At 64.2% G+C, this 22,767-nt stretch carries 24 protein-coding genes; 15 read left to right on the top strand and 9 right to left on the bottom strand.

From position 1 onward, the window contains the following. Positions 1-43: 43 nt before the first annotated feature. Genes ASH04_RS00675 through ASH04_RS00665 form a run of 3 tightly spaced genes read left to right on the top strand, consistent with a single transcriptional unit; the run spans position 44 to position 2,262 of the window. A complete protein-coding gene (locus tag ASH04_RS00675) occupies positions 44-1,102 on the top strand; it encodes a hypothetical protein (RefSeq protein ID WP_156394439.1) in 1,059 nt (352 codons plus the stop codon). A gap of 9 nt (positions 1,103-1,111) precedes the next feature. Then, the gene (locus ASH04_RS00670) at positions 1,112-1,801 is read left to right on the top strand and encodes a DUF998 domain-containing protein (protein WP_235579894.1); all 690 of its coding nucleotides are present in this window, start codon (positions 1,112-1,114) and stop codon (positions 1,799-1,801) included. Continuing rightward, on the top strand, positions 1,777-2,262 hold the full coding sequence (locus tag ASH04_RS00665; protein WP_057472515.1) for a GAF domain-containing protein: 486 nt from the start codon (positions 1,777-1,779) through the stop codon (positions 2,260-2,262). The genes ASH04_RS00670 and ASH04_RS00665 overlap by 25 nt, the downstream gene beginning before the upstream one ends. On the opposite strand, the gene ASH04_RS00660 is transcribed toward ASH04_RS00665, so the two are convergent. Then, on the bottom strand, positions 2,255-3,904 hold the full coding sequence (locus ASH04_RS00660; RefSeq protein ID WP_057472514.1) for a dihydroxyacetone kinase family protein: 1,650 nt from the start codon (positions 3,902-3,904) through the stop codon (positions 2,255-2,257). The genes ASH04_RS00665 and ASH04_RS00660 overlap by 8 nt on opposite strands. 70 nt (positions 3,905-3,974) lie before the next feature. Between ASH04_RS00660 and ASH04_RS00655 the strand changes: the two genes are divergently transcribed. Both ASH04_RS00655 and ASH04_RS00650 read left to right on the top strand, forming a co-directional pair. Further along, positions 3,975-4,526 (top strand): YceI family protein, encoded by a 552-nt coding sequence (locus ASH04_RS00655; RefSeq protein ID WP_032368659.1) that lies wholly within the window; start codon positions 3,975-3,977, stop codon positions 4,524-4,526. A 38-nt stretch (positions 4,527-4,564) separates the two neighbouring features. Continuing rightward, entirely contained in the window at positions 4,565-5,293 is a 729-nt protein-coding gene (locus ASH04_RS00650) for an SIMPL domain-containing protein (RefSeq protein ID WP_235579893.1), read from the top strand. A gap of 114 nt (positions 5,294-5,407) precedes the next feature. Here ASH04_RS00650 and ASH04_RS00645 read toward each other — a convergent pair whose 3' ends face one another. The 6 genes from ASH04_RS00645 to ASH04_RS00620 all read right to left on the bottom strand — a co-directional run bounded on the left by ASH04_RS00645 (position 5,408) and on the right by ASH04_RS00620 (position 10,412). Then, entirely contained in the window at positions 5,408-6,517 is a 1,110-nt protein-coding gene (locus tag ASH04_RS00645) for a CaiB/BaiF CoA transferase family protein (protein ID WP_032368660.1), read from the bottom strand. Between the two features lie 31 nt (positions 6,518-6,548). Beyond that, positions 6,549-7,190 (bottom strand): TetR/AcrR family transcriptional regulator, encoded by a 642-nt coding sequence (locus ASH04_RS00640; RefSeq protein ID WP_032368661.1) that lies wholly within the window; start codon positions 7,188-7,190, stop codon positions 6,549-6,551. A 51-nt stretch (positions 7,191-7,241) separates the two neighbouring features. After that, positions 7,242-8,663 carry a lipase family protein gene (locus tag ASH04_RS00635; RefSeq protein ID WP_057472512.1) on the bottom strand — a complete coding sequence of 474 codons (1,422 nt, stop codon included), beginning with the start codon at positions 8,661-8,663 and terminating at the stop codon, positions 7,242-7,244. 202 nt (positions 8,664-8,865) lie between these two features. Further along, complete coding sequence (locus ASH04_RS00630) at positions 8,866-9,747, bottom strand: dioxygenase family protein (RefSeq protein WP_032408402.1); 882 nt, start codon at positions 9,745-9,747, stop codon at positions 8,866-8,868. 179 nt (positions 9,748-9,926) lie between these two features. Then, positions 9,927-10,115 (bottom strand): hypothetical protein, encoded by a 189-nt coding sequence (locus ASH04_RS26355; RefSeq protein WP_057472511.1) that lies wholly within the window; start codon positions 10,113-10,115, stop codon positions 9,927-9,929. Between the two features lie 87 nt (positions 10,116-10,202). Beyond that, positions 10,203-10,412, bottom strand: coding sequence for a hypothetical protein (locus ASH04_RS00620; RefSeq protein ID WP_032368666.1), 210 nt, complete (start codon positions 10,410-10,412; stop codon positions 10,203-10,205). 94 nt (positions 10,413-10,506) lie between these two features. Between ASH04_RS00620 and ASH04_RS00615 the strand changes: the two genes are divergently transcribed. From ASH04_RS00615 to fahA, 4 genes are all read left to right on the top strand, one after another. Then, positions 10,507-11,034, top strand: a complete 528-nt coding sequence (locus tag ASH04_RS00615) for a MarR family winged helix-turn-helix transcriptional regulator (protein WP_032384151.1) — start codon at positions 10,507-10,509, stop codon at positions 11,032-11,034. A gap of 71 nt (positions 11,035-11,105) precedes the next feature. After that, on the top strand, positions 11,106-12,299 hold the full coding sequence (locus ASH04_RS00610; protein WP_057472510.1) for a homogentisate 1,2-dioxygenase: 1,194 nt from the start codon (positions 11,106-11,108) through the stop codon (positions 12,297-12,299). Continuing rightward, the gene (locus ASH04_RS00605; protein ID WP_082519159.1) at positions 12,296-13,084 is read left to right on the top strand and encodes a hypothetical protein; all 789 of its coding nucleotides are present in this window, start codon (positions 12,296-12,298) and stop codon (positions 13,082-13,084) included. Before ASH04_RS00610 ends, ASH04_RS00605 begins: the two co-directional genes overlap by 4 nt. A 19-nt stretch (positions 13,085-13,103) precedes the next feature. Beyond that, the gene (fahA, locus tag ASH04_RS00600; RefSeq protein ID WP_057472509.1) at positions 13,104-14,270 is read left to right on the top strand and encodes a fumarylacetoacetase; all 1,167 of its coding nucleotides are present in this window, start codon (positions 13,104-13,106) and stop codon (positions 14,268-14,270) included. A gap of 6 nt (positions 14,271-14,276) precedes the next feature. Here the strand turns inward: fahA and ASH04_RS00595 are convergent, their stop codons facing one another. Further along, positions 14,277-14,789, bottom strand: coding sequence for an Lrp/AsnC family transcriptional regulator (locus ASH04_RS00595; RefSeq protein ID WP_057472508.1), 513 nt, complete (start codon positions 14,787-14,789; stop codon positions 14,277-14,279). Positions 14,790-14,951: 162 nt separating this feature from the next. On the opposite strand from ASH04_RS00595, the gene hppD reads away from it, so the two are divergent. Then, complete coding sequence (hppD, locus tag ASH04_RS00590) at positions 14,952-16,157, top strand: 4-hydroxyphenylpyruvate dioxygenase (protein ID WP_027494635.1); 1,206 nt, start codon at positions 14,952-14,954, stop codon at positions 16,155-16,157. Between the two features lie 28 nt (positions 16,158-16,185). On the opposite strand, the gene ASH04_RS00585 is transcribed toward hppD, so the two are convergent. Continuing rightward, complete coding sequence (locus ASH04_RS00585; RefSeq protein WP_057472507.1) at positions 16,186-16,671, bottom strand: Lrp/AsnC family transcriptional regulator; 486 nt, start codon at positions 16,669-16,671, stop codon at positions 16,186-16,188. A gap of 158 nt (positions 16,672-16,829) precedes the next feature. On the opposite strand from ASH04_RS00585, the gene pdhA reads away from it, so the two are divergent. The 5 genes from pdhA to ASH04_RS00560 all read left to right on the top strand — a co-directional run bounded on the left by pdhA (position 16,830) and on the right by ASH04_RS00560 (position 22,539). After that, positions 16,830-17,945: a pyruvate dehydrogenase (acetyl-transferring) E1 component subunit alpha gene (pdhA, locus tag ASH04_RS00580; protein ID WP_032399341.1), complete on the top strand. Its 1,116-nt coding sequence runs from the start codon at positions 16,830-16,832 to the stop codon at positions 17,943-17,945. Then, complete coding sequence (locus ASH04_RS00575; RefSeq protein ID WP_057472506.1) at positions 17,942-18,946, top strand: alpha-ketoacid dehydrogenase subunit beta; 1,005 nt, start codon at positions 17,942-17,944, stop codon at positions 18,944-18,946. Before pdhA ends, ASH04_RS00575 begins: the two co-directional genes overlap by 4 nt. Beyond that, on the top strand, positions 18,943-20,193 hold the full coding sequence (locus ASH04_RS00570) for a dihydrolipoamide acetyltransferase family protein (protein WP_057472505.1): 1,251 nt from the start codon (positions 18,943-18,945) through the stop codon (positions 20,191-20,193). The genes ASH04_RS00575 and ASH04_RS00570 overlap by 4 nt, the downstream gene beginning before the upstream one ends. Beyond that, positions 20,190-21,557 (top strand): dihydrolipoyl dehydrogenase, encoded by a 1,368-nt coding sequence (gene lpdA / locus ASH04_RS00565; RefSeq protein ID WP_057472504.1) that lies wholly within the window; start codon positions 20,190-20,192, stop codon positions 21,555-21,557. The genes ASH04_RS00570 and lpdA overlap by 4 nt, the downstream gene beginning before the upstream one ends. A gap of 103 nt (positions 21,558-21,660) precedes the next feature. Continuing rightward, positions 21,661-22,539, top strand: a complete 879-nt coding sequence (locus ASH04_RS00560; protein ID WP_057472503.1) for a LysR family transcriptional regulator — start codon at positions 21,661-21,663, stop codon at positions 22,537-22,539. Positions 22,540-22,767: the final 228 nt, after the last annotated feature.

Raw genomic sequence — 22,767 nt, 5'->3', positions numbered from 1 at the left:
CCCCGCGCGTCCAACCTGATGATCGGTCGATTCGAGTCGGGGGATGAGGACAGTGCGTAAAGGTTGGGTGCTTGCGGCGATGGCAGCGGCGATGTCGGTATGGACCAGTGGATGCGCGGTGGTGTTGCTCGGCAGCGCGTTCCCCGCCGGCAGTGCGTCGCCGACGGGACAGAACCGGTACGGATTCGAGATGTCGGAGGCAGACCGCTATCTGGCCGACTCGGCGGCCTTCGTCCGCAGCCTCGATCCCTGCGGCTTCCTCACCGAGGACAACCTCACCGCCCTCGGCACCGTGGTGCAGCTCCGACCGGACGGCGAACTGAGTAGCTGCTCGGCAGAAGTCAACCCTGGGCGATCGGACGCCACGGACTCCGTGTCGATCAAGCTGAACGGATACCAGCCGACGCCGGCCGACCCGAACTTCGAGCAAGTCACGATCGGCGACGAACAGGTGTATATCGACGGCGCCTCCCGAGGGACGTGCCGCGTCAGCTTCCCGCTCCGCGACGAGTTCGACGGCACCACCTCCGGGCCCATGGACGATGTCCTCACCGAATCCGGTCGTAGTTTCGCCACGATCGACGTCTATCTTGCTGACGGAGACGCCTGCAGTGCAGCGAAATCCGTCACCGAGACCGCCCTCGGCCTCGTGAGCGATCCACCACTACGTGCCGATTCCAGGTACAACCTGCCGTTGGCCACGAAGGATCCGTGCAGCGTTCTGGAGCATCTGCCCGAGACCTGGACGGTCGACCGGTGGAACCCTGCCGCGGATCCGTACGGCTGCCACTTCGAGGCGTCGTCGGCGACGTTCGAGGACAACCTGGTACTGCTCGACGTCGCGCTCACCTACGACGACAGCGACTTGCGTTCGACAGATCGCGAGAAGATCCGGCAGGGCGGTTACACCGTGGAGACTCGCGACTCGGATTCGGTGTGTTCGGCCGACATCGTGTTGGGCAACCCCGTTCTCGGCCTGCCCGGTAACGAGGACTCGGCCGCGCGTTACGCCCGCACGGTTCCCGAGCTGTCCGTCATGGCGGACGACTGCGACTCCGCCGTCGCGCTGGCGGTGGCAGCTGCCGACGAGCTCACTGGTTAGCCTTGGTCGGTGCGCTCGAAAACCGAAGGTGTGGATATCCGCCGAGTAATCGCGGTGGTGTTTCTGATCCTCGCCGGGTTGCTGTACTCCGCGTGGGTGGCCGAATTCTTCCTCGACACCGGGCTCGACCCGGCCCGGTCGTTCCTCAGCGAACTCGATGCCCGCGATCAGCCGTACCGCGAATTCTTCTCCACCGCAGACGTGGTCACGGGTTCGCTGATGATTCTCGCCGCCGTGCTCGGTTTCCTCGTCAGCCCTCGCCGACGGCTCGTCGTCACCGGCTGGGTGGCGTCGGGCATCTTCGGTATCGCCACCATCGCCGACGCGAAACTGCCACTCGAGTGTGTGGCCGCCGACGATCCGAGCTGCCCGATCGAGCCCAGCGGGTTGTTCCCACAGCTTCATCATCTTCATGCTCTGACGAGCACCATCGCGGTGTTCGCGATCTTCACGGTCATGATCGCGTTCACGCTCGCCGCATTCCGCTATCGGGCCTATCCCCTGCTTCGGACGCTCGGTGTCGCGGTGCTGGCCATCACGGCCCTGGCCACGGCGTGGCTGTTGATCGCCGACAACCTTCCCGGCGATCACGGCCTCGGCATCGCCCAGCGGGTGCAGGTGGGCGGGATGTCGGCGTATCTGGTGGTGCTGGGGTGTGCGCTTAGACTCGGCGCATGTCCTTCACCGCGACAGCACTGAACGGGTCCAAGGCAGAGCAGTACCAGCAGCTCGCCGAGCAGGCCAGGGGCCTTGTCTACGAGGAATCGAACCTGATCGCCAACGCCGCCAATCTTTCCGCGTTGGTCTATCACGCTCTGCCCGAGGTCAATTGGGTCGGCTTCTACCTGTTCGACGGCACCGAACTGGTAGTCGGTCCGTTCCAGGGCCAGCCTGCCTGTGTTCGTATCGCGCTGAGCAAAGGGGTCTGCGGCGCTGCCGCGACCACCCGCGAGACACAACGAGTGGCCGACGTTCATGCCTTCCCCGGCCACATCGCGTGCGATGCCAACACTCGCTCCGAGGTCGTCGTTCCGCTGTACCAGGGCGAGAAGCTGATCGGTGTATTCGATCTGGACAGCCCGATACCCGATCGCTTCGACGCCGACGATCAGGCCGGCCTCGAAGCGATCGCGGCGGTGTTCCTCAGCTCGCTCAGCTAGAGGAGCTCGCTGCCTCGAAGAACCAGGCCATGACCAACGCACCGGGGTCGACGACGCCTCGGGCGGCCTCACCGACATAGCTGGCGCGGCCCCGGTTGGCGGTGATGTCCTTGGTCGATTCGGCTCCGGTCTTCGCGGCGTCGGCGGCATCCTGCAGGGTGCCGCCGCCTTTCTCGAGCGCGTCGACAGCCGGGGCAATGGCGTCGATCATCGTCTTGTCGCCCACGCGGGCTCCACCGAGTTCGGTGATGCTGTCCAGTCCGGCCCGCGCGGCCGCTGCGACAGCCGCGGCAGATGGCTCGGATTCGAGCATCGTTCGGTAGAACTGGCGGAACCAGATGCCGAACAGTGCACCGGACGTACCGCCTGCGTGGCCGAGGTAGGCCTCGCTCACGGCTTCGAATACCGTTGCTGCCGAATAGGTTTCCTTGATCGCGTCGAGGTCGAGTTGTTCCAGTGCGGCCACCATGTTGGTACCGAAGTCGCCGTCGCCCGCCTTACGATCCAATTCGGTCAGAGCGGGCTCCTCGTCGAGTACCCGCTGGGCCCACGACCCGATCCACTCCGAGACGAATGCCGACTTCTCTCCGGTGTCGGACGGCGAGAACGTCGGCCCGAATGCGCCGCGCTCGCCCACCGGTTTCGCACCTTGGCTCTGCGCGTTGGGCCAACCGGGCGCATCGGTGGGGGCGTCCCAGAGTTCGAGCATCTCGTCGTCGGCGCGCACCAGAGTGATGGACGCTCCGCCCATGTTGAGCGCGGTGACAAAACTTCCGACGAGTGAGCGGGTTATCTCGATGCCCTTACCCGCGAGGTACTCCGAGAGTTCCCCGAACAGCAGATGCAGTTCGAGCGGGTGCGTTGCGCCGAGCCCGTTGACGATGGCGATCACCGATTCGCCCGAGTTCAATCCGAGCGAGCTCACGATGGGCTCGGTCAGCTTCTCGACGACCTCCTGAGCAGGCAGCCGGGACACCCGGTCGGTGCCGCGCTCACCGTGGATACCGATGCCGAGTTCGATTTCCTCCTTGGGCAGTTCGAATGACGGCCCGTCGGCACCCGGTAGCGTCGGCGGGTTCAATGCGACCGCCATACTGCGCGCGTTCTCCGCTGTTCGACGCCCCAGCGCGACCACCGCCTGCAGGCTGTCGCCACGTTCTGCCGCTGCGCCGCACACCTTTTCGACGACGATGGTCGCGGCAGTGCCACGGCGACCCGGGCCGTCCTCGCTCTCGCTGGCCACGTCGTCGTCGACGAGAACGACATCGGCCGCAATACCGTCTTCCTGCAACAACTCTCGGGCGATCTTGAAGTTCATCACGTCGCCGGTGTAGTTCTTCACGATGTGCACCACTCCGCCGCCGGAGTCCACGGCCTTGGATGCCTCGTGTACTTGGAGGGCGTTCGGTGACGTGAACACCAGGCCGGGGCACGCGCCGGTGAGCATACCGCGACCGATGAATCCGGCATGCATCGGCTCGTGGCCCGATCCGCCACCGGACAGCAGCGCGACTTGACCGTCGGAGATGCGATAGCGACGGGTGAGAAATCCGGGATCGGCGTGCCAGGTGACGTCGTCGGTGGCGGCCACGAAGCCGCGGAGGGCGTCGGCGACGAATGTTCGAGGAGAATTGGAGAACATTCCTTCACACTAAGCCTCCATTGTCGGCTTCGGTGAGCTGCCGGGCCGCCGCGCGTCTACAGTCGCGAAGATGACCACCGAGACCTGGGCTTTCGACGCATCGGACGGCGGGCAGCTGGCTGTTCGGACGGATGTCACCGGGAGGGCATCCAAGATGGGGCATCGACTCACGATTGCGGTGACCTCCTGGACCGCGACGGTCGAGTGGTCCGGGGACGCCCCCACCGCGGTGTCACTGACCGCCGAGGTCGGCTCACTCGAGGTGATCCACGGCGAGGGCGGACTGACACCGCTGGTCGGGCCGGAGAGGATCGTCGCAAAAGCCAACGCACTCAAGACCTTCGATGCCAACCGGTACCCGACAATTCGATTTCGTTCGGAGGAGATCACTGCCATTGCCTCCGGATTTCGCTTGGCGGGTACCGCCGAGATACACGGGGTCTCGAAGGAGATCACCGTGGACGTGGACGTCACCGACTCCGGCGACAGATGGCAGATCGGTTCCGAAACTACTGTGCGTCAAACGGATTACAAGATCACGCCGTATTCGCAGATGTTCGGAGCCATGAAGGTGGCAGACGAAGTGACCGTGACATTCAACGCCGAGTATCTCAAGCCCTGAGCCTTCCCAATTCACCTGCAATGGTGGACACTACGGCGGTGAACCGAAATCGATGGACGATCGGATCGTGCGCATCGGCCCTGGTGTTGGCCGTGGCCCTGACCGCGGGCTGCAGCAGTCCGGCGACCACGTCCCCGGACGGACCTCCCGGAGTGAACGTCAACGGAGTGGGCGAAGTCCAGGGCGCACCGGACACGTTGACGACTCAGATCGGCGTTCAGGCCACAGCCGAGGACGTCACTTCCGCCATCGAACAGGCCAATGCTGCGGTTACCGAGGTGACCGACGCAGTGATTGCTGCCGGCGTCGCGCGCGAGGACATTCAGACGCAGCAGGTGTCGATCGATCCGCAGTACTCCGGAGCACTGCCGGGCGGCACCTCGGCCATCTCCGGATATCAGGCCACCAACACCTTGCAGGTCACGGTGCGCGACCTGTCGAAGGCGTCTGCAGTCCTGGGCGACGCCACCTCCGCCGGTGGCAACGCGACCCGAATCTCCGGGGTCTCGTTCAAGATCGACGACGATTCCGAGCTGATCACCGACGCCCGGTCCAGGGCGTTCGCCGACGCCCGCGATCGCGCCGAGCAGTATGCGTCGCTCGCAGGCGGCGAACTCGGTGACGTTCTGTCGATCACCGAGTCGATCACCGGTCAGGAGCAGCCGACGAGCTTTCGCGACTCCGCTTCGTTCGACACGGCAGTGCCCATCGAACCGGGACAGCAAACCGTCAGCGTGTCCGTGTCGGTGAAGTGGGCGCTGAACTAGCGCAGCGAGTTACTGCCGCTGCAACTATTGCTCCACTGAAGAGGTTGCATACCGGGGATTCGCCGACTCGAGCCCGGGAGTGGAGCACAAGTTGCAGGACCACCACGCGCGGGCTCAGCCGGCCGGCGGAGGTGGCAGCCGGTAGTTCACCGGGGTCGCCGAGAAATCCACCGGATTTCGGACGCCCTCGGCCACTGCCCCTGGAACCCCGATGCGTGGTTCGAGACCCAACGATTCCGCGAACGCGAATGCCTCCTCGATGGAATTGACCGGCCCGGCGGGAACGTGCCGCGCCATCAGTTCTCGATACCAGTCGTCCGCAGTACGCGTCTGCAACGCCGTGTTGAGCAGGTCGACCAACTGATCTCGATGTTCGACGCGAGCAGAATTGGACGAGAAGCGTTGATCCGCAGCCAGATCCGGGGTACCCAGCACGTCGACCAGCGCCTGAAATTGCCGATCGTTGCCCACGGCCAACGCGAGCGGTCGATCGGCGGTCTCGAACACCTCGTACGGCACCAACGACGGATGCTTGTTGCCCATGGGAACCGGTACGACCCCGGCCCCGAGGTATGCCGCCGACTGGTTGCTGAGTGCGGACAGTACCGACGCCATCAGCGAGGTGTGCACCCGCTGACCCGCACCGGTGTTCGATCGATGATGCAGTGCGGCAAGGATTCCGCTCAGCGCGTGCAGACCGGTGACGATATCGACCATCGCCACGCCCACTTTCGTCGGCGTGGATGCGTCGGGGCCGGTGACGCTCATCAGCCCGCCGACGGCTTGGACCACCAGATCGTATCCAGGAAGAGCAGCACCGCCGCCGGTACCGAAACCGGTGATCGAGCAGTAGATCAGGCCAGGGTTCGTCTGCGCGACAGCCGAATAGCCGAGACCGAGCCGGTCCATCGTTCCGGCGCGGAAGTTCTCGATCACGATGTCTGCGCCCGCGACGATCTCACGGGCCTCGGCCACACCGCTCTCGGACTGCAGGTCGATGAACCGAGACGTCTTGTTCCGATTGACCGAGTTGAAATACGTTGCGGTACCGGCAGAATCGTACGGCGGACCCCACAATCGGGTGTCGTCGCCGCTGCCGGGCCGCTCGATCTTGATCACGTCTGCGCCCATGTCGCCGAGCATCATCGTCGCGTACGGTCCGGCGAGCACACGAGAGAAGTCCGCGACCACGAGGCCTGCGAGCGGACCGGTGGCGTCTGTCATCGGTCCACTGTATTGCGCGGCCGGCTGCAGTTCAGTTCAGGTCCGGAACGAACGCTGCCAGGACGGCAACCATCGTGTCCACGATCTGCTCGATAGGTGGACGAGGCGGAGCAGTGCGGGACCAGTCGGAGACGATCTCGGTGAGCGCACCGAGGAATGCCGTTGCGGCCAAGCGGTATCCACCCGGGGGAACGAAATCGGAACCGACTTCCGAGCGCAGGGTGTTCTCGAAGAACTCCACCCACTGCGCACGACGGCGCGTCCGATGCTGTTCGACGGCATCGCTGACACCCAGCATCTCCAGATAAGAGATGCGCGCCCGACGTGGGTCACCACCGATCGATCCGACCAGGGCCGTCATCGCTGCGACGACCAGAGAGCGACGGTCGCGGTCGACCTGCTCGTCGAGTGCGGCGACGACGGCGGCCAGCGCGTCGTCTTGGATCAGGTCGTAGACGTCCACGAGCAGCGCCTCACGGTTGGCGAACTCACTGTAGAACTGACTGCGCGCGAGGCCGGCCGCGGCGCAGATGTCCGCCACCGAGGTGGCGGCGTACCCGCGTCCCCCGATGACCTCGATAGCCGCGTGCAAGAACCGAGCTCGTCGATCGGCTTTCCGAACAGCGGAGGATCGTCCGGCGTAGATGCGGCCCTGATCATCGGCGACAGTCACCGAGGGAGTCTACAGGCGACGCACCGCTCGCAGCCCCGCTGATCGGTTCCATCACGACCCGATCGGCTTCCCGAACAATCCGGCGATTATCTCGCCGACGGCCGCGACGAACGTCGGGTGTGCACGCGTGTCGAGCGCCATCGAGCCGACATCGTTCGTCCGGCAACCCGGTTCCACCGGAACACCGGCAAATCGGTCGCGCATCCACAACACCGCACTCGGAAAAGCGATCAGCTCCAAGCTGATGTGCTCACTGAAATGATCGCGGGTGTACGTGACGTCGGCACCCAGACGGCTGCAGTACGACTCGACCATCGCGTTGACCGGCCCGATCGGCACCAGCCAGTCCGGGTTGGAATGGTAGACGTAGAGCGGCATGTTCGGAGTGGTGCGGCCGAGCTGCATCGCGGACAGGGCCTTCTTCACCACCGGTTGCTGGATCGGGTCGCCGTCGGTGTGCAGCAAGCCTTTCAGGTTGACGAACGGCAGCAGCGCCGACGAGTAGCCGACACAAAGGTTGTCCTTGGCCGCGAACAACGTTCTACCGAACGGGTCGACGTGTTCGTCGATGAAGGCGGCCAACTCGGGACTCTCGCGGCTGGCACCGATGATGCCGGCGGCGACGATGCCCGATCCCAGGGTGTTGTTCGCGTTGTCGACCAATGCCCCGAGTTCGGCCGGGGTGCCGCCCTCGGTGACTCCGACGATATCGAGCTCAGGGGCGTAGTTTTCGGCCAGTTCTGCTGCGTGCCCGGTGGCGATCGCGCCACCGGAGTAGCCGCTCATCCCCACCTTGGTGGCCTCCCCGGCCAACTGCATCGGCGCGAAATTCTCGGCAGCTCGGATGCCGTCGAGTGTGATCCGACCGGCGACCGGCCCGGCGGCGAACGAATTGTTCGGGCCTTGATGATCGGGTACCGACACCGCCCATCCTTGCGCCAACGCCGCCTGCACTTCGAGGAATTGAGCGCCCGACGTCACCGCGCCGGTCACCGGCCAGGGGATGGCACCCGCTCGCATCGCGTACGACGGAGCGCAGTCGGCCGCGAGAGAATCCTCGGCTACCTGGATGGAGATCAACGGACGCGGTGCCGCAGGCACTCCCCGCGGCTTGATGACCGTGGTCACGGCGGCAATCGGCTCGTCGCGCCCGTTGTTGGAGCGGAACGACAATTGCCAGGCGTCGACCTGCGTGGGAATCACGTTGAGAGTAGCCAGCTCGACGGGCCGTGCGGCGATGATCTGGCCCGGCGCGGCCGCTGCCACCACGTCGGAGGAAGGAAGGTAGAAGTCGGTGTCGAACTCGGGAATCTTCGGCCACGTGAGCGGCGGCAGAGGCGGCTGAACCTCCACACCGGCCGGACCGCTGGAATCGGGTGCAGCGGAAGCGGGGCTGGTCGTAGCGGCAACGGCGGCGGCTACGGTCGCCACACCGATCGCTACCCGCAGCGTCCAAGATCGGGCAGAAGACACGGCTGTACTCCTTCGCGCCGGACAACGGGGTCCACAGGACGCGCGCCCGGCGACATTTCGTACAGCGCATCCGACAATCTTGGACACCGATGTCCGAGATGGTGCTCAGAACTGTAGAGCGAAGTGGCGTGGATAACAATCCCCAAACCGAAAAAGATTCAGAACTGAATCGAGCCCAATTGCACGGATTAGTTCCCGTTCGTCACGCGACGGCGAAAGATCGCTTCGCCAAACCGAACTGGAAGCCGGTGATGGCCGTCGTCACCGGAGCTTCCGGATTCTCGGCGGCACCGAGGGTGACGAACAACGGCGTGAAATGTTCGACAGTGGGGTGCGCGTACGGCATTCCCGGTGCGGCACTGCGGAAGTCGGCGAGAGTCCCGACGTCACCGCGAGACAAGGCGTCGGCAGCCCAGAGGTCGAAGTCCTCGGACCACGTCGGCACGGTGTTCGTAGCGAAATTCTCCCGGGACAGGAACGGCAGTCCGTGGGTCATGAACCCGGAACCGATGACCAACACACCCTCGGCCCGAAGTTCCTTCAGCGCAGCGCCTATCGCCATCAGCCGATCGGGCGCGTGCGTCGGCAGGCTCAATTGCAGAACCGGGACATCGGCGTAGGGATACATGACCTTCAGCGGGACCCAGGCACCGTGATCGAGTCCGCGCGCGGTGTGCCGATGCAGGTTCTCCGACGCCGGAATGGCCGCGGCCACCCGTGCAGCCAGCGCCTGAGCGTCAGGAGTCCGGTATTCCATCGAGTAGTAACGCTGCGCAAATCCACCGAAGTCGTAGACGAGTGGTGTCGCCGCAGCCGTCGCGGACAGGCTCAACGGGGCCTCTTCCCAGTGCGCGCTGACGATCAGGATCGCCTTCGGCTTGGGCATCGACTGCGACCAGGTGAAGAGCTCGTTCATCCAGAGCGCGTCGTCGAACACCGGGGGCGCACCGTGACTGATGTACAGCGCGGGCATCGGCCCATCGTGTGGGGTCCACATCTGCTGCGACCGGCTCGCGGGTGCTGCGTCAGCGAGAAACGCATCGAATGCGGCACCCGCGACGGGCGGGTTCATCACAGAAGTCATGGCGGGTCCTTCGAAGTACCTAAGTTGAATCTTCAACTTAGCACCCATTGGGAATTCCGGCCAGCATCGATACTCTCGAATGTATGCGGGACGCCGTCTATCGCGCCCCGATGCCATATGGCGTCGAGCGTGCCCTCACCTACGGACTCTGCGGCATGTCGGCCGACGACGAACGCTCGCTACGACGGGTCGAGCGTTTCGAGCAGGTCGCGGACGGATCTTTCGTCTGGACGCGAACCGAGCACGGCGAGTACTTCCTCGGCCGAATTTTCGGCCCACTGCGGGAAGATCACAGCGCCGACGCGGTGGCGTCGAACCTGATCTTCGTCCGTGACTGCGAGTGGATCGGCGAGCCTGTTCCCGAACACGAGGTACCCGCCGCGACGCTACGCACATTCGCGCGCGGCGGGCGAATTTTCAGCAGACGCACGACCCGCAGGTCGGCGCAGAGTCGGCTAGCGTGTGGCGAGCGCGAGGTCGCTGACCTGGGGATCGACCTGTACGACGGAGTAGCCTTGGATCTCGAACTTGTTCTCCCCCTCGGGCGGTCCGAGCACGGCGCGCACGATCAGGGTCGCGGCGGCAGCGACGAGTGCGATCACGATGACCACTGCTGCCACGATCAGCAGGGTGCGGGGTCCGCCGAACAGGTTCTTCGAGCTCATGGGTCCATCATGACCCCTCCGGGATGAGACATGAATTGCGCATACTGAAGTGATACAGGTGTTGATCAGATGAGTTCGTGGCTACAGTGAATCCGTGACCGACGCACCCGAGCCCGATTTCTGGTCGTTCATCGACACCGCCAACACCACACTGGCCCGGGAGTACGGGTTCGAGCATCAGCTGGCCACCGAGGTTCTGCTGACACTGAACCGAGCGTCGAACATCGTCACGTACGACCTCGAGTCGACGGTTCATCGCCCGCGAGGCTGGTCATGGTCGTCGTTTCGGCTGATGTTCGTCACGTGGCTCGCCGGCCCGATCGAGCCACGACGAGCAGCCGAATTGACCGGCATGAGCCGCGCCGCCGTGTCGAACCTGTCCAAGACACTCATCTCCGGCGGCCTGCTCGCCAGCACGCCCGACGAGAAGGACGGGCGTTCGGTGCGCCTCGCCCTAACCGCACTGGGGCACGACGAGATGGTCGAGGCGTTCGCCGAACAGAACGAACGGGAGAACGCATGGGCCAGCGCGCTCACCGAACCCGAACAGCGAATCCTGGTGATGCTGTTGACCAAACTGATCACCAACCGCAGCCAGTTCGACGTCCGGGGGCGCAACTGAAGGTTGCGTAGATCACGTGAAAGTAGTTAATATCTTTACTACAAGCGGTGACAGAACTCAGGAGAGAGCACGTGGCCTACTACCGGCAGCTCGGATCGGTTCCGCCGAAGCGGCACACCCAGCACCGAACTCCCGACGGCAACCTCTATTACGAGGAGCTGATGGGCGAAGAGGGCTTCTCCTCGGACTCGTCTCTGCTGTACCACCGCCACATACCGTCGGCCATCGTCGATGCCACGGTGTGGGACCTGCCCGATCAATCGACGACGCCGAATCACCCACTCAAACCCCGGCACCTGAAGTTGCACGAGCTGTTTCCCGAATCCACGGTGGCGGACACCGACGTCGTCACCGGCCGACGCCTCGTTCTCGGCAACGCCGACGTCAGACTGTCCTACGTCGTCGCATCGAAAACTTCACCGCTGTATCGCAATTCGATCGGTGACGAGATGGTCTACGTCGAATCCGGTTCTGCCACCGTCGAAACGGTGTTCGGTACTCTCCAGGCGCAGCAGGGTGACTACGTGCTCATTCCGCGCGCGACGACGCACCGTTGGATTCCCGACGGCACCCTGCGCGCCTACGCCATCGAGGCCAACAGTCACATCGCGCCACCGAAGCGGTTCCTGTCGAAGTACGGCCAGTTGCTCGAGAACGCTCCCTACTGCGAACGCGATCTGCACGGCCCCACCGAGCCTCTGGTCGTCGAGGGCAGCGACGTGGAAGTGCTTGTCAAACATCGTGGTTCGACGGGAATCATCGGAACCCGATACGTGTATCCGCACCACCCGTTCGACGTGGTCGGTTGGGACGGCTGCCTGTACCCGTATACGTTCAACATCTCCGACTACGAACCGATCACCGGCCGTGTGCATCAACCGCCGCCTGCGCATCAGGCATTCGAGGGGGCCAACTTCGTGATCTGTAATTTCGTTCCGCGCAAGGTCGACTACCACCCGCTAGCAATTCCGGTGCCGTACTACCACTCCAACGTCGACTCCGACGAGATCATGTTCTACGTCGGCGGCGACTACGAGGCCCGCAAGGGTTCCGGAATCGGCCAGGGTTCGATCTCGGTGCATCCGGGCGGTCATGCTCACGGTCCGCAACCCGGTGCATACGAACGTAGTATCGGTGCCGAGTTCTTCGACGAACTGGCCGTCATGGTCGATACTTTCCGCCCCCTCGAACTCGGCGAAGGAGCGCTCGCGTGCGAGGACACCGGGTACGCGTGGACGTGGGCAGGCCGGGGGCCGAACCGATGATCCCGAAGTTCTTCCACCGCCTGTGCGACGACGCCGCTGCCTTCCCTCCCGGCAATGCACCACTCGATGTTGCTGCAGCACAACATCTCGAGTACCGGGCGAGTTCTTTCGCAGACCTCGTCGGCCCGTTGGTCGTTCCGATGGACCGGGTGCACGAACTCGTCCTGGGCGCCCGGATGGAGGTCGCGTTGACCGCACCTGCCGGCCCGGGCAGCGTAGAAGCGGGCCTGCGGGTCGCCGACCGGACCGCCGGCGTGACGGTCGTTGCCGTCGAAGTGGCCGTACCCGAGGGCACGAGCATCGACGCCTTGCGCAACATCACTCAGGACATCGACATCTATGTCGAAATTCCCCGAGACTCCCGACGAGACGACATCTTCGACGCTGTCGACGAGTTCGGGTATCGCGCCAAATTCAGGACCGGCGGCGTCACGGCCGACGAGTACCCGGACGAGCGAGAGCTTGCCGCGTCCATCTACGAGGCGGCACAGCGCGAGGTCCACTTCAAAGCCACCGCGGGTCTGCACCATGCCGCCCGTAACACCGATCCCCACAACGGTTTCGAGCAACACGGTTTCCTCAACGTGATCCTCGCGGCGCAGGCCGCACACAGCGGCGCACGCGTCGGCGAGCTCGAGAAGATCCTGGCGATCCGGGACGCCGACGTCCTCGCCGGTCTCGTCGCCGGGATCGAGGGTCAACGCGCCTTCGCCTCGTTCGGCACCTGCAGCATCCGCGAACCGCTGGACGACCTGGTCCGCCTCGGACTCGTCCCACCTCAGTGAACCAAGGAGCGCGCCGCTCATGACGCACATCGACATCCCCGCCGACTCCGAGTTCGGAATCGACAACCTTCCTTACGGCATCTTCAGTACTCCTGGTTCGGACGCTCGGGTCGGAGTCCGCTACGGCGACACTGTGATCGATCTGTTTGTCGCTCTGAACGATTCGGATTTCGCCTCGCCCAGCCTCAATGCTTTCATGGCGCGCGGCCGCAGTCGGTGGGTCGAGGTCCGCGAGTCCGTCACCGCCATGATCGTCAGTGGCACGACCCCCGCAGAAGCGATCGTCTCGGTTTCCGACGTCACGATGCACCTGCCGTTCGAAGTTGCGGACTACGTGGACTTCTACGCGTCCGAGCACCACGCGTCCAATCTCGGCCGACTCTTTCGTCCCGATGCCGAACCGCTGCTACCGAATTGGAAGCACCTGCCCGTGGCGTATCACGGCCGGGCAGGGACGGTTGTCGTGTCCGGTACAGATGTCAAGCGTCCGAACGGTCAACGCAAGGCACCCGACGAGGCGTCACCCACGTTCGGCCCATCTCGTCGACTGGACATCGAGGCAGAGATGGGCTTCGTCGTCGGCGTTCCGGCGGATGGCCCCATCTCGCCGGATCAGTTCTCCGAGCACGTGTTCGGTGCCGTCATCGTCAACGACTGGTCTGCTCGCGACATCCAAGCCTGGGAGTACGTGCCGCTTGGGCCGAACCTCGGCAAGAGTTTCGCGACGTCCATCTCGCCCTGGGTGGTCCCCTTGCTCGCGTTGGATCAGGCGCGGGTGTCGACACCGGCGCAGGAGCCCGCGCCGCTCGAACACCTCCGCGAATCCCGTTCCTGGGCACTCGATATCGATCTCTCCGTCACGTGGAACGGCCACGTCGTATCCCGTCCGCCGTACAGTTCGATGTATTGGTCGCCGGCCCAGATGCTGGCTCACGAGACCAGCAACGGCGCGACATCCCGAACCGGTGACCTGTTCGCGTCGGGCACCATCTCGGGACCCGAGAAGAATCAGCGCGGCGCATTCATCGAACTCACCTGGGGCGGAACGGAACCGATGTCACTCGGCGCGGAGACCCGGACGTTCCTCGAAGACGGCGACGAGGTCGTCATCGCCGCCAGCGCCCCGGGACCGAACGGATCGCGCATCGGGTTCGGCGACGTCCATGGCCGGATCGTTCCGGCCTGAGGCCCATCACTCGCGCGTCCGTCGGTATGCGGGGGCTCTGGGGGTTCGATCGGACTCGGCGCTGTTGAGCAACGGCAGTGCCCGGAACTCGACCAATTGCGAGAGTACGACAACACTGGTCGACCGCGCGATCGTGCGAGATTGATTGAGCGCGATCAACGTCCGCTGCAGATCGTCATGAGACGCCGCGGCGACCCGGCACAACACATCGCCGACACCGGTTGTCGCAAATGCCTCCAACACTCCGGGTATCTGCTCCAGGACGGCGACGACGTCACCGAGCGCACCCTGGGCAATCTCCAATGTGACGAACGCCTGCACGCCGTAACCGGCTGCTGCCAAACCGATTCGAGGCTGATAGCCGGTGATGACACCGCTGTCCTCCAATCGCTGCAGGCGGGCCGACACAGTCGCACGTGCAACACCGAGCGTTCGCGACAGCTCGAGCACGCCGATCCGCGAATTGTCATGCAGCGCAGCGAGCATCGCGCGGTCCAATTCGTCCAACGTCGATTCCATGACGCACCTCCACTTTGCTATGCGAATCGTATAGCAAACTGCGGAAGAAGCTGCCCTATCTGCACAGCACGAACAGCTATTCAGGCGTCGATTGACTCCCCTGCACCGCGATGTTGGGCTGGGCGGAACAGTGTGCCTCACTCGGACCAACCAGGAGCTTTCATGAGCCTCGACAACATCCTCAACGACGACGAGAAGCTCGCCGATCTCGACGCCGATCAGCTGCGGCAGCTAGTCGGACTCGTGGAGTACGACGACAAGCGCGACCCCTTCCCGGTCAGTGGCTGGGACGCGATCGTGTGGGTGGTCGGGAATGCGACGCAGACCGCACACTTCTTCCAGTCCGCGTTCGGCATGGAGCTCGTTGCCTACTCGGGCCCGACGACCGGCCAACGCGACCACCACGCGTACGTGCTCAAGTCCGGCGCAGTGCGTTTCGTCATCAAGGGAGCCGTCGACCCCGACAGCGAACTGGTGGCACACCACACGCGCCACGGCGACGGCGTCATCGACATCGCGCTGGCCGTACCCGATGTCGACCGATGCATCGAGCATGCGCGAGCCCAGGGCGCGCGCGTACTACAAGAGCCGACCGACATGTCCGACGAGCACGGCACGGTCCGCACCGCGGCCATCGCGACCTACGGCGACACCCGACACACGTTGGTCGACCGCTCCCGCTATACCGGCACCTACCTACCCGGTTATGTACCGCGGACGTCGACGTTGCAGCGACCGGAAGGCGCTCCCAAGCGCATCTTCCAGGCTCTCGATCACGTGGTCGGCAATGTCGAGCTCGGCAAGATGGATGAGTGGGTCGACTTCTACCACCGCGTCATGGGCTTCACGAACATGGCCGAGTTCGTCGGGGCCGACATCGCCACCGATTACTCGGCCTTGATGAGCAAGGTCGTCTCCAACGGCAACCACCGAGTGAAGTTCCCGCTGAACGAGCCGGCCATCGCGAAGAAGCGCTCACAGATCGACGAGTACCTGGATTTCTACCGCGGCCCGGGCGCACAGCATCTGGCGCTGGCGACCAACGACATCCTGTCTTCGGTCGATGCGCTCCGCGCGGCGGGCGTCGAATTTCTCGCCACTCCTGATTCGTACTACGAGGATCCCGCACTGCGAGCCCGTATCGGTAAGGTCCGAGTGCCGATCGAAGAGTTGCAGAAGCGCGGAATTCTCGTCGACCGAGACGAGGACGGGTACCTACTGCAGATCTTCACCAAGCCGCTGGTCGATCGCCCGACGGTGTTCTTCGAGATGATCGAACGCCACGGCTCGCTCGGCTTCGGCATCGGCAACTTCAAGGCACTGTTCGAGGCCATCGAACGTGAGCAGGACGCTCGCGGCAACTTCTGACCCGTACCCCGAACGACGCCGCCCACTGTCAGCGTTCGGTGGGCGGCGCAGTTCGTCCCAGACCACCTCGGTCCTCGTCGAAGATCAACCACGTGCGCGTCGCCCGGACGCCGTCGAGCGATTGCAGGCCCTCCAGCACGACTTGCCGCAGACTCTCGTTGTCGGGAGTCCTGATGAGTACCAGCACGTCGAAATCCCCTCCGAGCAAACTGAAGTGGTCGACGAATTCCATCGACCGCAACCCCTCGGACACACTGCGCCACGAATCCTGACGGATCGACAACGCGATGAACGCCGAGGTCCCTAGCCCGGACGCCGCGTGATCCACCTGCACGGTGAACCGTTCGATGACACCCGCATCCTTGAGCCTGTCCACCCGTGTATAGGTATGTGCCCGAGATAGATTCAAACGATCGGCCAGCACCCGCATCGAGACCCGCCCGTCGGCAGTCAGCCCGGCGAGGATGCGACGATCCGTGTCGTCCAGTTCCACACGTCTCGAGACGTCGTCCATTCGTCCGCTCCTACCTGATGGTTCGCTACGCCGATCCGACAGATAGTCAGTGCGCGCGCGGAATGTCGGCTATATGTCTGCAATCCTACGACCATAGGACTTCTTCCTCGCAGATTCGGCCAGAATCACCGTACAAGCCGATCTCAGGAGAATGCCCCATGACGACCGTCGAGAAGGTTCCGGCAACGTCCTACCAACAGTTCATGCCTGCCGACCGTCCCGTGCAGTACCTCGCACCCGATGGGACGGGCGTCGACAGCGCCGCCCGCTACGCACACCCGTCGAACGAGCGCCTGCTCGAGATGTACCGCTCGATGGTCCACGGTCGCCGATTCGACCAGCAGGCAACGGCATTGACCAAACAGGGTCGGCTTGCGGTCTACCCGTCGTCCCGCGGCCAGGAGGCCTGCCAGATCGCCGCAGCCCTGTGCCTGGGTGAGCAGGACTGGATGTTCCCGACGTACCGTGACTCGATGGCTCTCGCGGCGCGAGGCGTCGACCAGGTGGAGCTGCTCGGCATGCTCGCCGGGTACTGGCACTGCGGCTACGATCCCACCGCCTACAAGGTCGCTCCCCAATGCACTCCTCTGGCAACACAATTGCTGCACGCGACCGGTTTCGCCTACGCCGAGGCCAAGCAGGGACGAGACACCATCGCCCTCGCGTTCTGCGGTGACGGAGCAACCAGTGAGGGCGACTTCCACGAGGCCCTGAACTTTGCCGCGGTGTTCCGCGCACCGGTGATTTTCCTGGTCCAGAACAACGGATTCGCCATCAGCGTTCCCCTCGCGCGTCAGACTGCAGCTCCGTCGTTGTCGCACAAGGGTGTCGGCTACGGCATCGGCAGCGAGCAGGTCGACGGCAACGACCCGATCGCGATGATGGCCGTGATGGACGAGGCCGTGAAGTACGTCCGAGCAGGCAAGGGACCGGTGGTCGTCGAGGCGCACACCTACCGCATGGACGCCCACACCAATGCCGACGACGCCACGCGCTACCGCAAGGCAGACGAGGTGGAAGGGTGGCTGGCCCGAGATCCGCTCTCGCGCCTCGATTCTTACCTCGAAGCCCAGGGTCTGCTCACCGACGAACTGCGCGAGCAGATGACGGTATCTGCCGACGCCGATGCCGCGGCACTTCGCGCGGGCATGAACGTCGAGCAGGACGTCGACCCCGAAGATCTGTTCCGGTTCGTCTACTCCTCCCCCACCCCCGGCCTGATCGAACAGCGAAATCAGGTCGCCGCCGAGATCGCAGCAGGAGAACTGTCATGACCACGATGACCATGGCCGGAGCCCTCAACGCCGCCCTGCGCGACGCGTTGACCGAGGACGAGAAGGTCGTCGTCTTCGGCGAGGATGTCGGCACGCTCGGTGGCGTCTTCCGCGTCACCGACGGACTGACCCGCGACTTCGGTGACAATCGCTGCTTCGACACCCCGCTCGCGGAGTCGGGCATCGTCGGATTCGCGATCGGGATGGCGATGTCGGGCTACAAGCCCGTCGTCGAGATGCAGTTCGACGCCTTCGCCTACCCAGCTTTCGAGCAGATCGTGTCCCATGTTGCAAAGCTGCGCAACAGAACTCGCGGATCACTCACCGCGCCGATTGTCATCCGCATCCCGTTCGCGGGAGGTATCGGCGGCGTCGAACATCACTGCGACTCGTCCGAGGCCTACTACGCGCACACCCCGGGCCTGAAAGTCGTCTCCCCGTCCACCGTCGCCGACGCGTACTCGCTGATGCGTGACGCCATCGCAGATCCCGATCCGGTGATCTTCCTCGAACCGAAGCGGCTGTACTTCTCCAAGGACGACATCGAGCTCGCCAAGACCGAGCCTATCGGTACCGCCGTCGTGCGTCGTGCCGGTACCGACGTCACTCTTCTCGCTTACGGCCCCACCGTGTCGGTCGCCATGCAGGCAGCAGAGTTCGCGGCCGAGGACGGCCGGAGCGTCGAGGTGATCGATCTGCGGTCGATCAATCCGTTCGACGACGAGACCGTCGCAGCATCGGTACGGAAGACCGGACGCTGCATCGTGATTCAGGAAGCGCAGGGGTTTTCCGGCGTCGCGGCGGAGATCGCCTCGCGCGTCTCCGAGCGCTGCTTCCACCACCTGCACGCGCCGGTACTGCGGGTGACCGGACTCGACATTCCCTACCCGGCACCGAAACTCGAACACTTCCACCTGCCGTCCGCCGACCGTGTGCTCGATGCCATCGACCGACTGCAGTGGAACGATGCGCCCGACCTCAGCAAGGCGGTCACGGTATGAGCATGCAGGTATTCCTGCTCCCTGATCTCGGTGAAGGACTGACCGAGGCCGAGATCGTGGAGTGGAAGATCAAGCCCGGCGATACCGTCACCATCGATCAGGTCGTCGTCGAGGTCGAGACGGCGAAAGCCTCCGTCGAGGTGCCCTGCCCGTTCGAGGGCGTTGTCGGCGAACTGCATGCGGCCGAGGGCACCTCACTCGCCGTCGGCGCACCCTTGATCAGCATCACCGGCGGTGCCGTCGCCGATACGCCTGCAGCCCACGAGCGATACCGCGAGGAAGAACGCGCCGGCTCAGGAAATGTGCTGATCGGCTATGGCACGGGACACGGCCCGACCGGCCGTCGAAAAAGAGCTTCGCACGTGAGTGGAAACTCGACGCAGGCTACGAATTTCCACTCACATGCACCGAAGGTGCTCTCCCCCATCGTCCGCAGCATGGCACTGCAGGGTGGGCTGGATCTGGCGTCTATCGATGTCGCCGGCGGTCATGGAGTCATCACCCGAGCGGACGTGGAACGGGCACTGTCCTCGAGCACTCCCAGTGCCGAGGGCGTCACGCGAATTCCCATCACCGGGATTCGTAAGACCATCGCCGACAAACTCTCTCGCAGTCGTGCGGAGATTCCCGAGGCGACCGTCTGGGTCGACGTCGACGCGACGGCTCTGCTGCAGGCACGACGCGACCTCGACGCCTCCATCGACGGAGTGAAGGTGACACTGCTGGCAGTTCTCGCCAAACTCACCATGATCGCGCTGGCCAAGTTCCCCGAGCTCAACAGCACCGTCGACACCGCCGCGGGCGAGATCCTGCGCTACGAGAACGTCGGACTCGGCATTGCCGCGCAGACCGATCGCGGATTGATGGTTCCCGTTGTGCCGCAGGCCGACAAGGCCGATCTGAAGGAACTCTCCGAGAGGCTGGCCGAGTTGACCGAACTCGCGCGAACCGGTTCCCTCCCCGCAGCACGGCTGAGCGGCGGAACATTCACCCTCAACAACTACGGAGTGTTCGGGGTCGACGGCTCGGCCGCGATCATCAACCATCCCGAAGCCGCGATCCTGGGCATCGGACGCATCATCGACCGCCCGTGGGTGGTCGACGGCCAATTGGCCGTCCGCAAGGTTGCGCAGCTGTCATTGGCGTTCGATCACCGCGTGTGCGACGGCGGAGTGGCGGGCGGATTCCTGCGCACCGTGGCCGATTTCGTCGAGAACCCAGTCGTGGCACTGGGATCCGTCCGATGAGCGACGTGGACGTTCTCATCCTCGGTGGCGGATCTGGTGGCTACTCGTGTGCTCTGCGGGCCGAGCAACTCGGCCTGACGGTCGCATTGGTCGAGGAGGACAAGCTCGGCGGCACTTGCCTGCACCGCGGATGTATCCCCACCAAGGCTCTGCTGCATACCGCCGAGGTGGCCGACGCGGTGCGCAGTGCGGCGCATGTCGGCGTCACCGCATCGTTGACGGGCGTGGACATGCCTGCGGCACTGGACTATCAGCGCAGTGTGGTCGCCGGCCTGTACTCAGGACTGCAGGGCTTGCTGAAGCGACCGGGCATCGAGATCGTCTCGGGCCGGGGTCAGGTGGTCGGTCCTCGTACCGTCGAAGTCGATGGGCGACGCATCACCGGGTCTTCGCTGGTCCTCGCGACCGGGTCGTATTCGCGCACCATTCCGGGCATCGAGCTTGGACCTCGCGTTCTCACCAGCGACGACGCATTGGCGCTCGACCGAGTACCGGAGTCCGTCGTCGTGCTGGGCGGCGGAGTCATCGGCATCGAATTCGCCAGCATCTGGGCCTCTTTCGGCGCCAAGGTCACCGTCGTCGAGGCCCTCGATCGCATCGTTCCGGGTGAGGACGAATGGTCCTCGAAGCAGCTGACCAAGGCATTGCGCAAACGCGGCATCGACATTCGTACCGGCACCAAGGTCGAGACCGTCACCGAGTCCGCCGACGCAGTCTCTGTGTCATTGTCGTCCGGGGACACCCTCGACGCCGATCTCGTGCTGGTCTCCGTCGGACGCGGACCTCACACCGACGGCCTCGGCCTGGCCGAACAGGGCATCGACACCGAACGGGGCTTCGTCACTGTGGACGACAACCTGCTCACCACCGCGGCGGGCGTTTATGCCGTCGGCGACATCGTGGCGGGCTATCAGTTGGCTCACCGCGGATTCCAACACGGCATGTTCGTCGCCGAGCACATTGCCGGACTCGCGCCGGCACGTATCGACGGCGATCTCGTTCCGCGCGTGACGTATTCGCATCCGGAGGTGGCATCGGTGGGACTCACCGAGAAGGCAGCGGAGGAGAAGTACGGCACCGTGACGTCGGTGGTCTACGACCTCGGCGGCAACGGCAAGAGCCGCATTCTCTCCACCGCGGGCGGAGTCAAGGTTATTCGCGCACGTGAGGACGGCCCTGTTGTGGGTGTCCACCTCGTCGGTGACCGCGTGGGCGAGCTGATCGGCGAGGCGCAACTCGCGGTGGCATGGGAAGCACTGCCGTCCGAGGTCGGCAGCTTCGTGCACGCCCACCCCACGCAGAACGAAGCACTTGGTGAGGCAATGATGGCGCTGTCGGGTAGGCCGTTGCATGCGCACAGCTGAGCATTGGTGGTGATGTCTCTCCATCCGGCGGACGAGCGGTTCACACTGGATACTGATCGGTAGGTTCTATGAACGCGGGGTCCGAGCAGGGGGCGCTTTCGACATGGAGATCAAGCAGCTCAGGTACTTTCTAGTGGTCGCCGAAGAACTGCATTTCGCCCGTTCGGCGGAGCGACTGCACGTGGTCCAGGCCGTGGTCAGTCAACAGATACGAAGGCTCGAACACGAGCTGGGTCAGCCGCTGTTCGACAGGTCCAAACGTCAGGTGACACTCACCCCCGCCGGGTGCAGGCTGGTCCCAGAGGCTCATGCAGTGCTCGACGCGGTGGCACACGCCGCGGCGACTGTGCAATCTCGCTCCGATGAGCCGGACGGGCCACCACACCTGCGACTGGGAATAGCTGGAGGCTCGGGCACTCGCGTCGATTTGGTGCTGGACCACCTTGGAACTCAGTTTCCCGATCTGCTCGTCACACTGGAAATCGGGCAGGTGTGGGAGCAACTCGACGCTGTTCGTTCGGGAGCACTCGACGCCGCACTTGTTCGCCTGCCCAGGAACGATCACGATCTGGAGATGATTCCGGCGTGGTTCGACCGGATCGTCGTTGCGATTCCCACCCGCCACCCACTGGCTTCCAAACCCGATCTCACGCTATCTGATCTGGCGGACCTTCCGCTGCGTCTGATTCCGTCCGAGCAGAACCCCGCCTTCGCCGCCACCGTGCTCCGTGCTTGTGCGGACGCCGGGTTCGAGCCGGCCACGGGAATTCCATTCCGAGATCTACAAGCGACAGTGCTCGAACTCGGCTCGGGACCACCATCGTGGACAGCTATGTACGAGGGCTCAGCACAAGCGCTGTCGGCCGAACGCGTCACCTTCCGGCCCGTGACCGATCCTGGCATGGCCGTGCAGATGTGGCTGGCGGTACGAGAACGGACCACACTCGTCGACGCCCTGGCCGAAGCGTGCGCCCGCATCTGACCTCCGATTGTTTTTCGTGAACGCTGAGTGCACGAATTGCTTCTGGTTCACACCGACGGATCGGCGTTGACTCGTCGTCGTACAGATTCACACCCTTTCGGTGTGACCACACGACGAGATCGGATACGCCGATGTACACGACGATCAATACCCCTGACTCTGATACCCCCGTCCAACGCGTCGAAGCCGAAGATCCGAAGCCGGCCGCCGATGAGGCTCTGGTGCAGA

The sequence above is a fragment of the Rhodococcus sp. Leaf233 genome (assembly GCF_001426165.1).
Lineage (GTDB): Bacteria > Actinomycetota > Actinomycetes > Mycobacteriales > Mycobacteriaceae > Rhodococcoides > Rhodococcoides fascians.
Note: the sequence above shows the minus strand (reverse complement) of the source record. Positions and strands in the feature narration are given on the sequence as shown.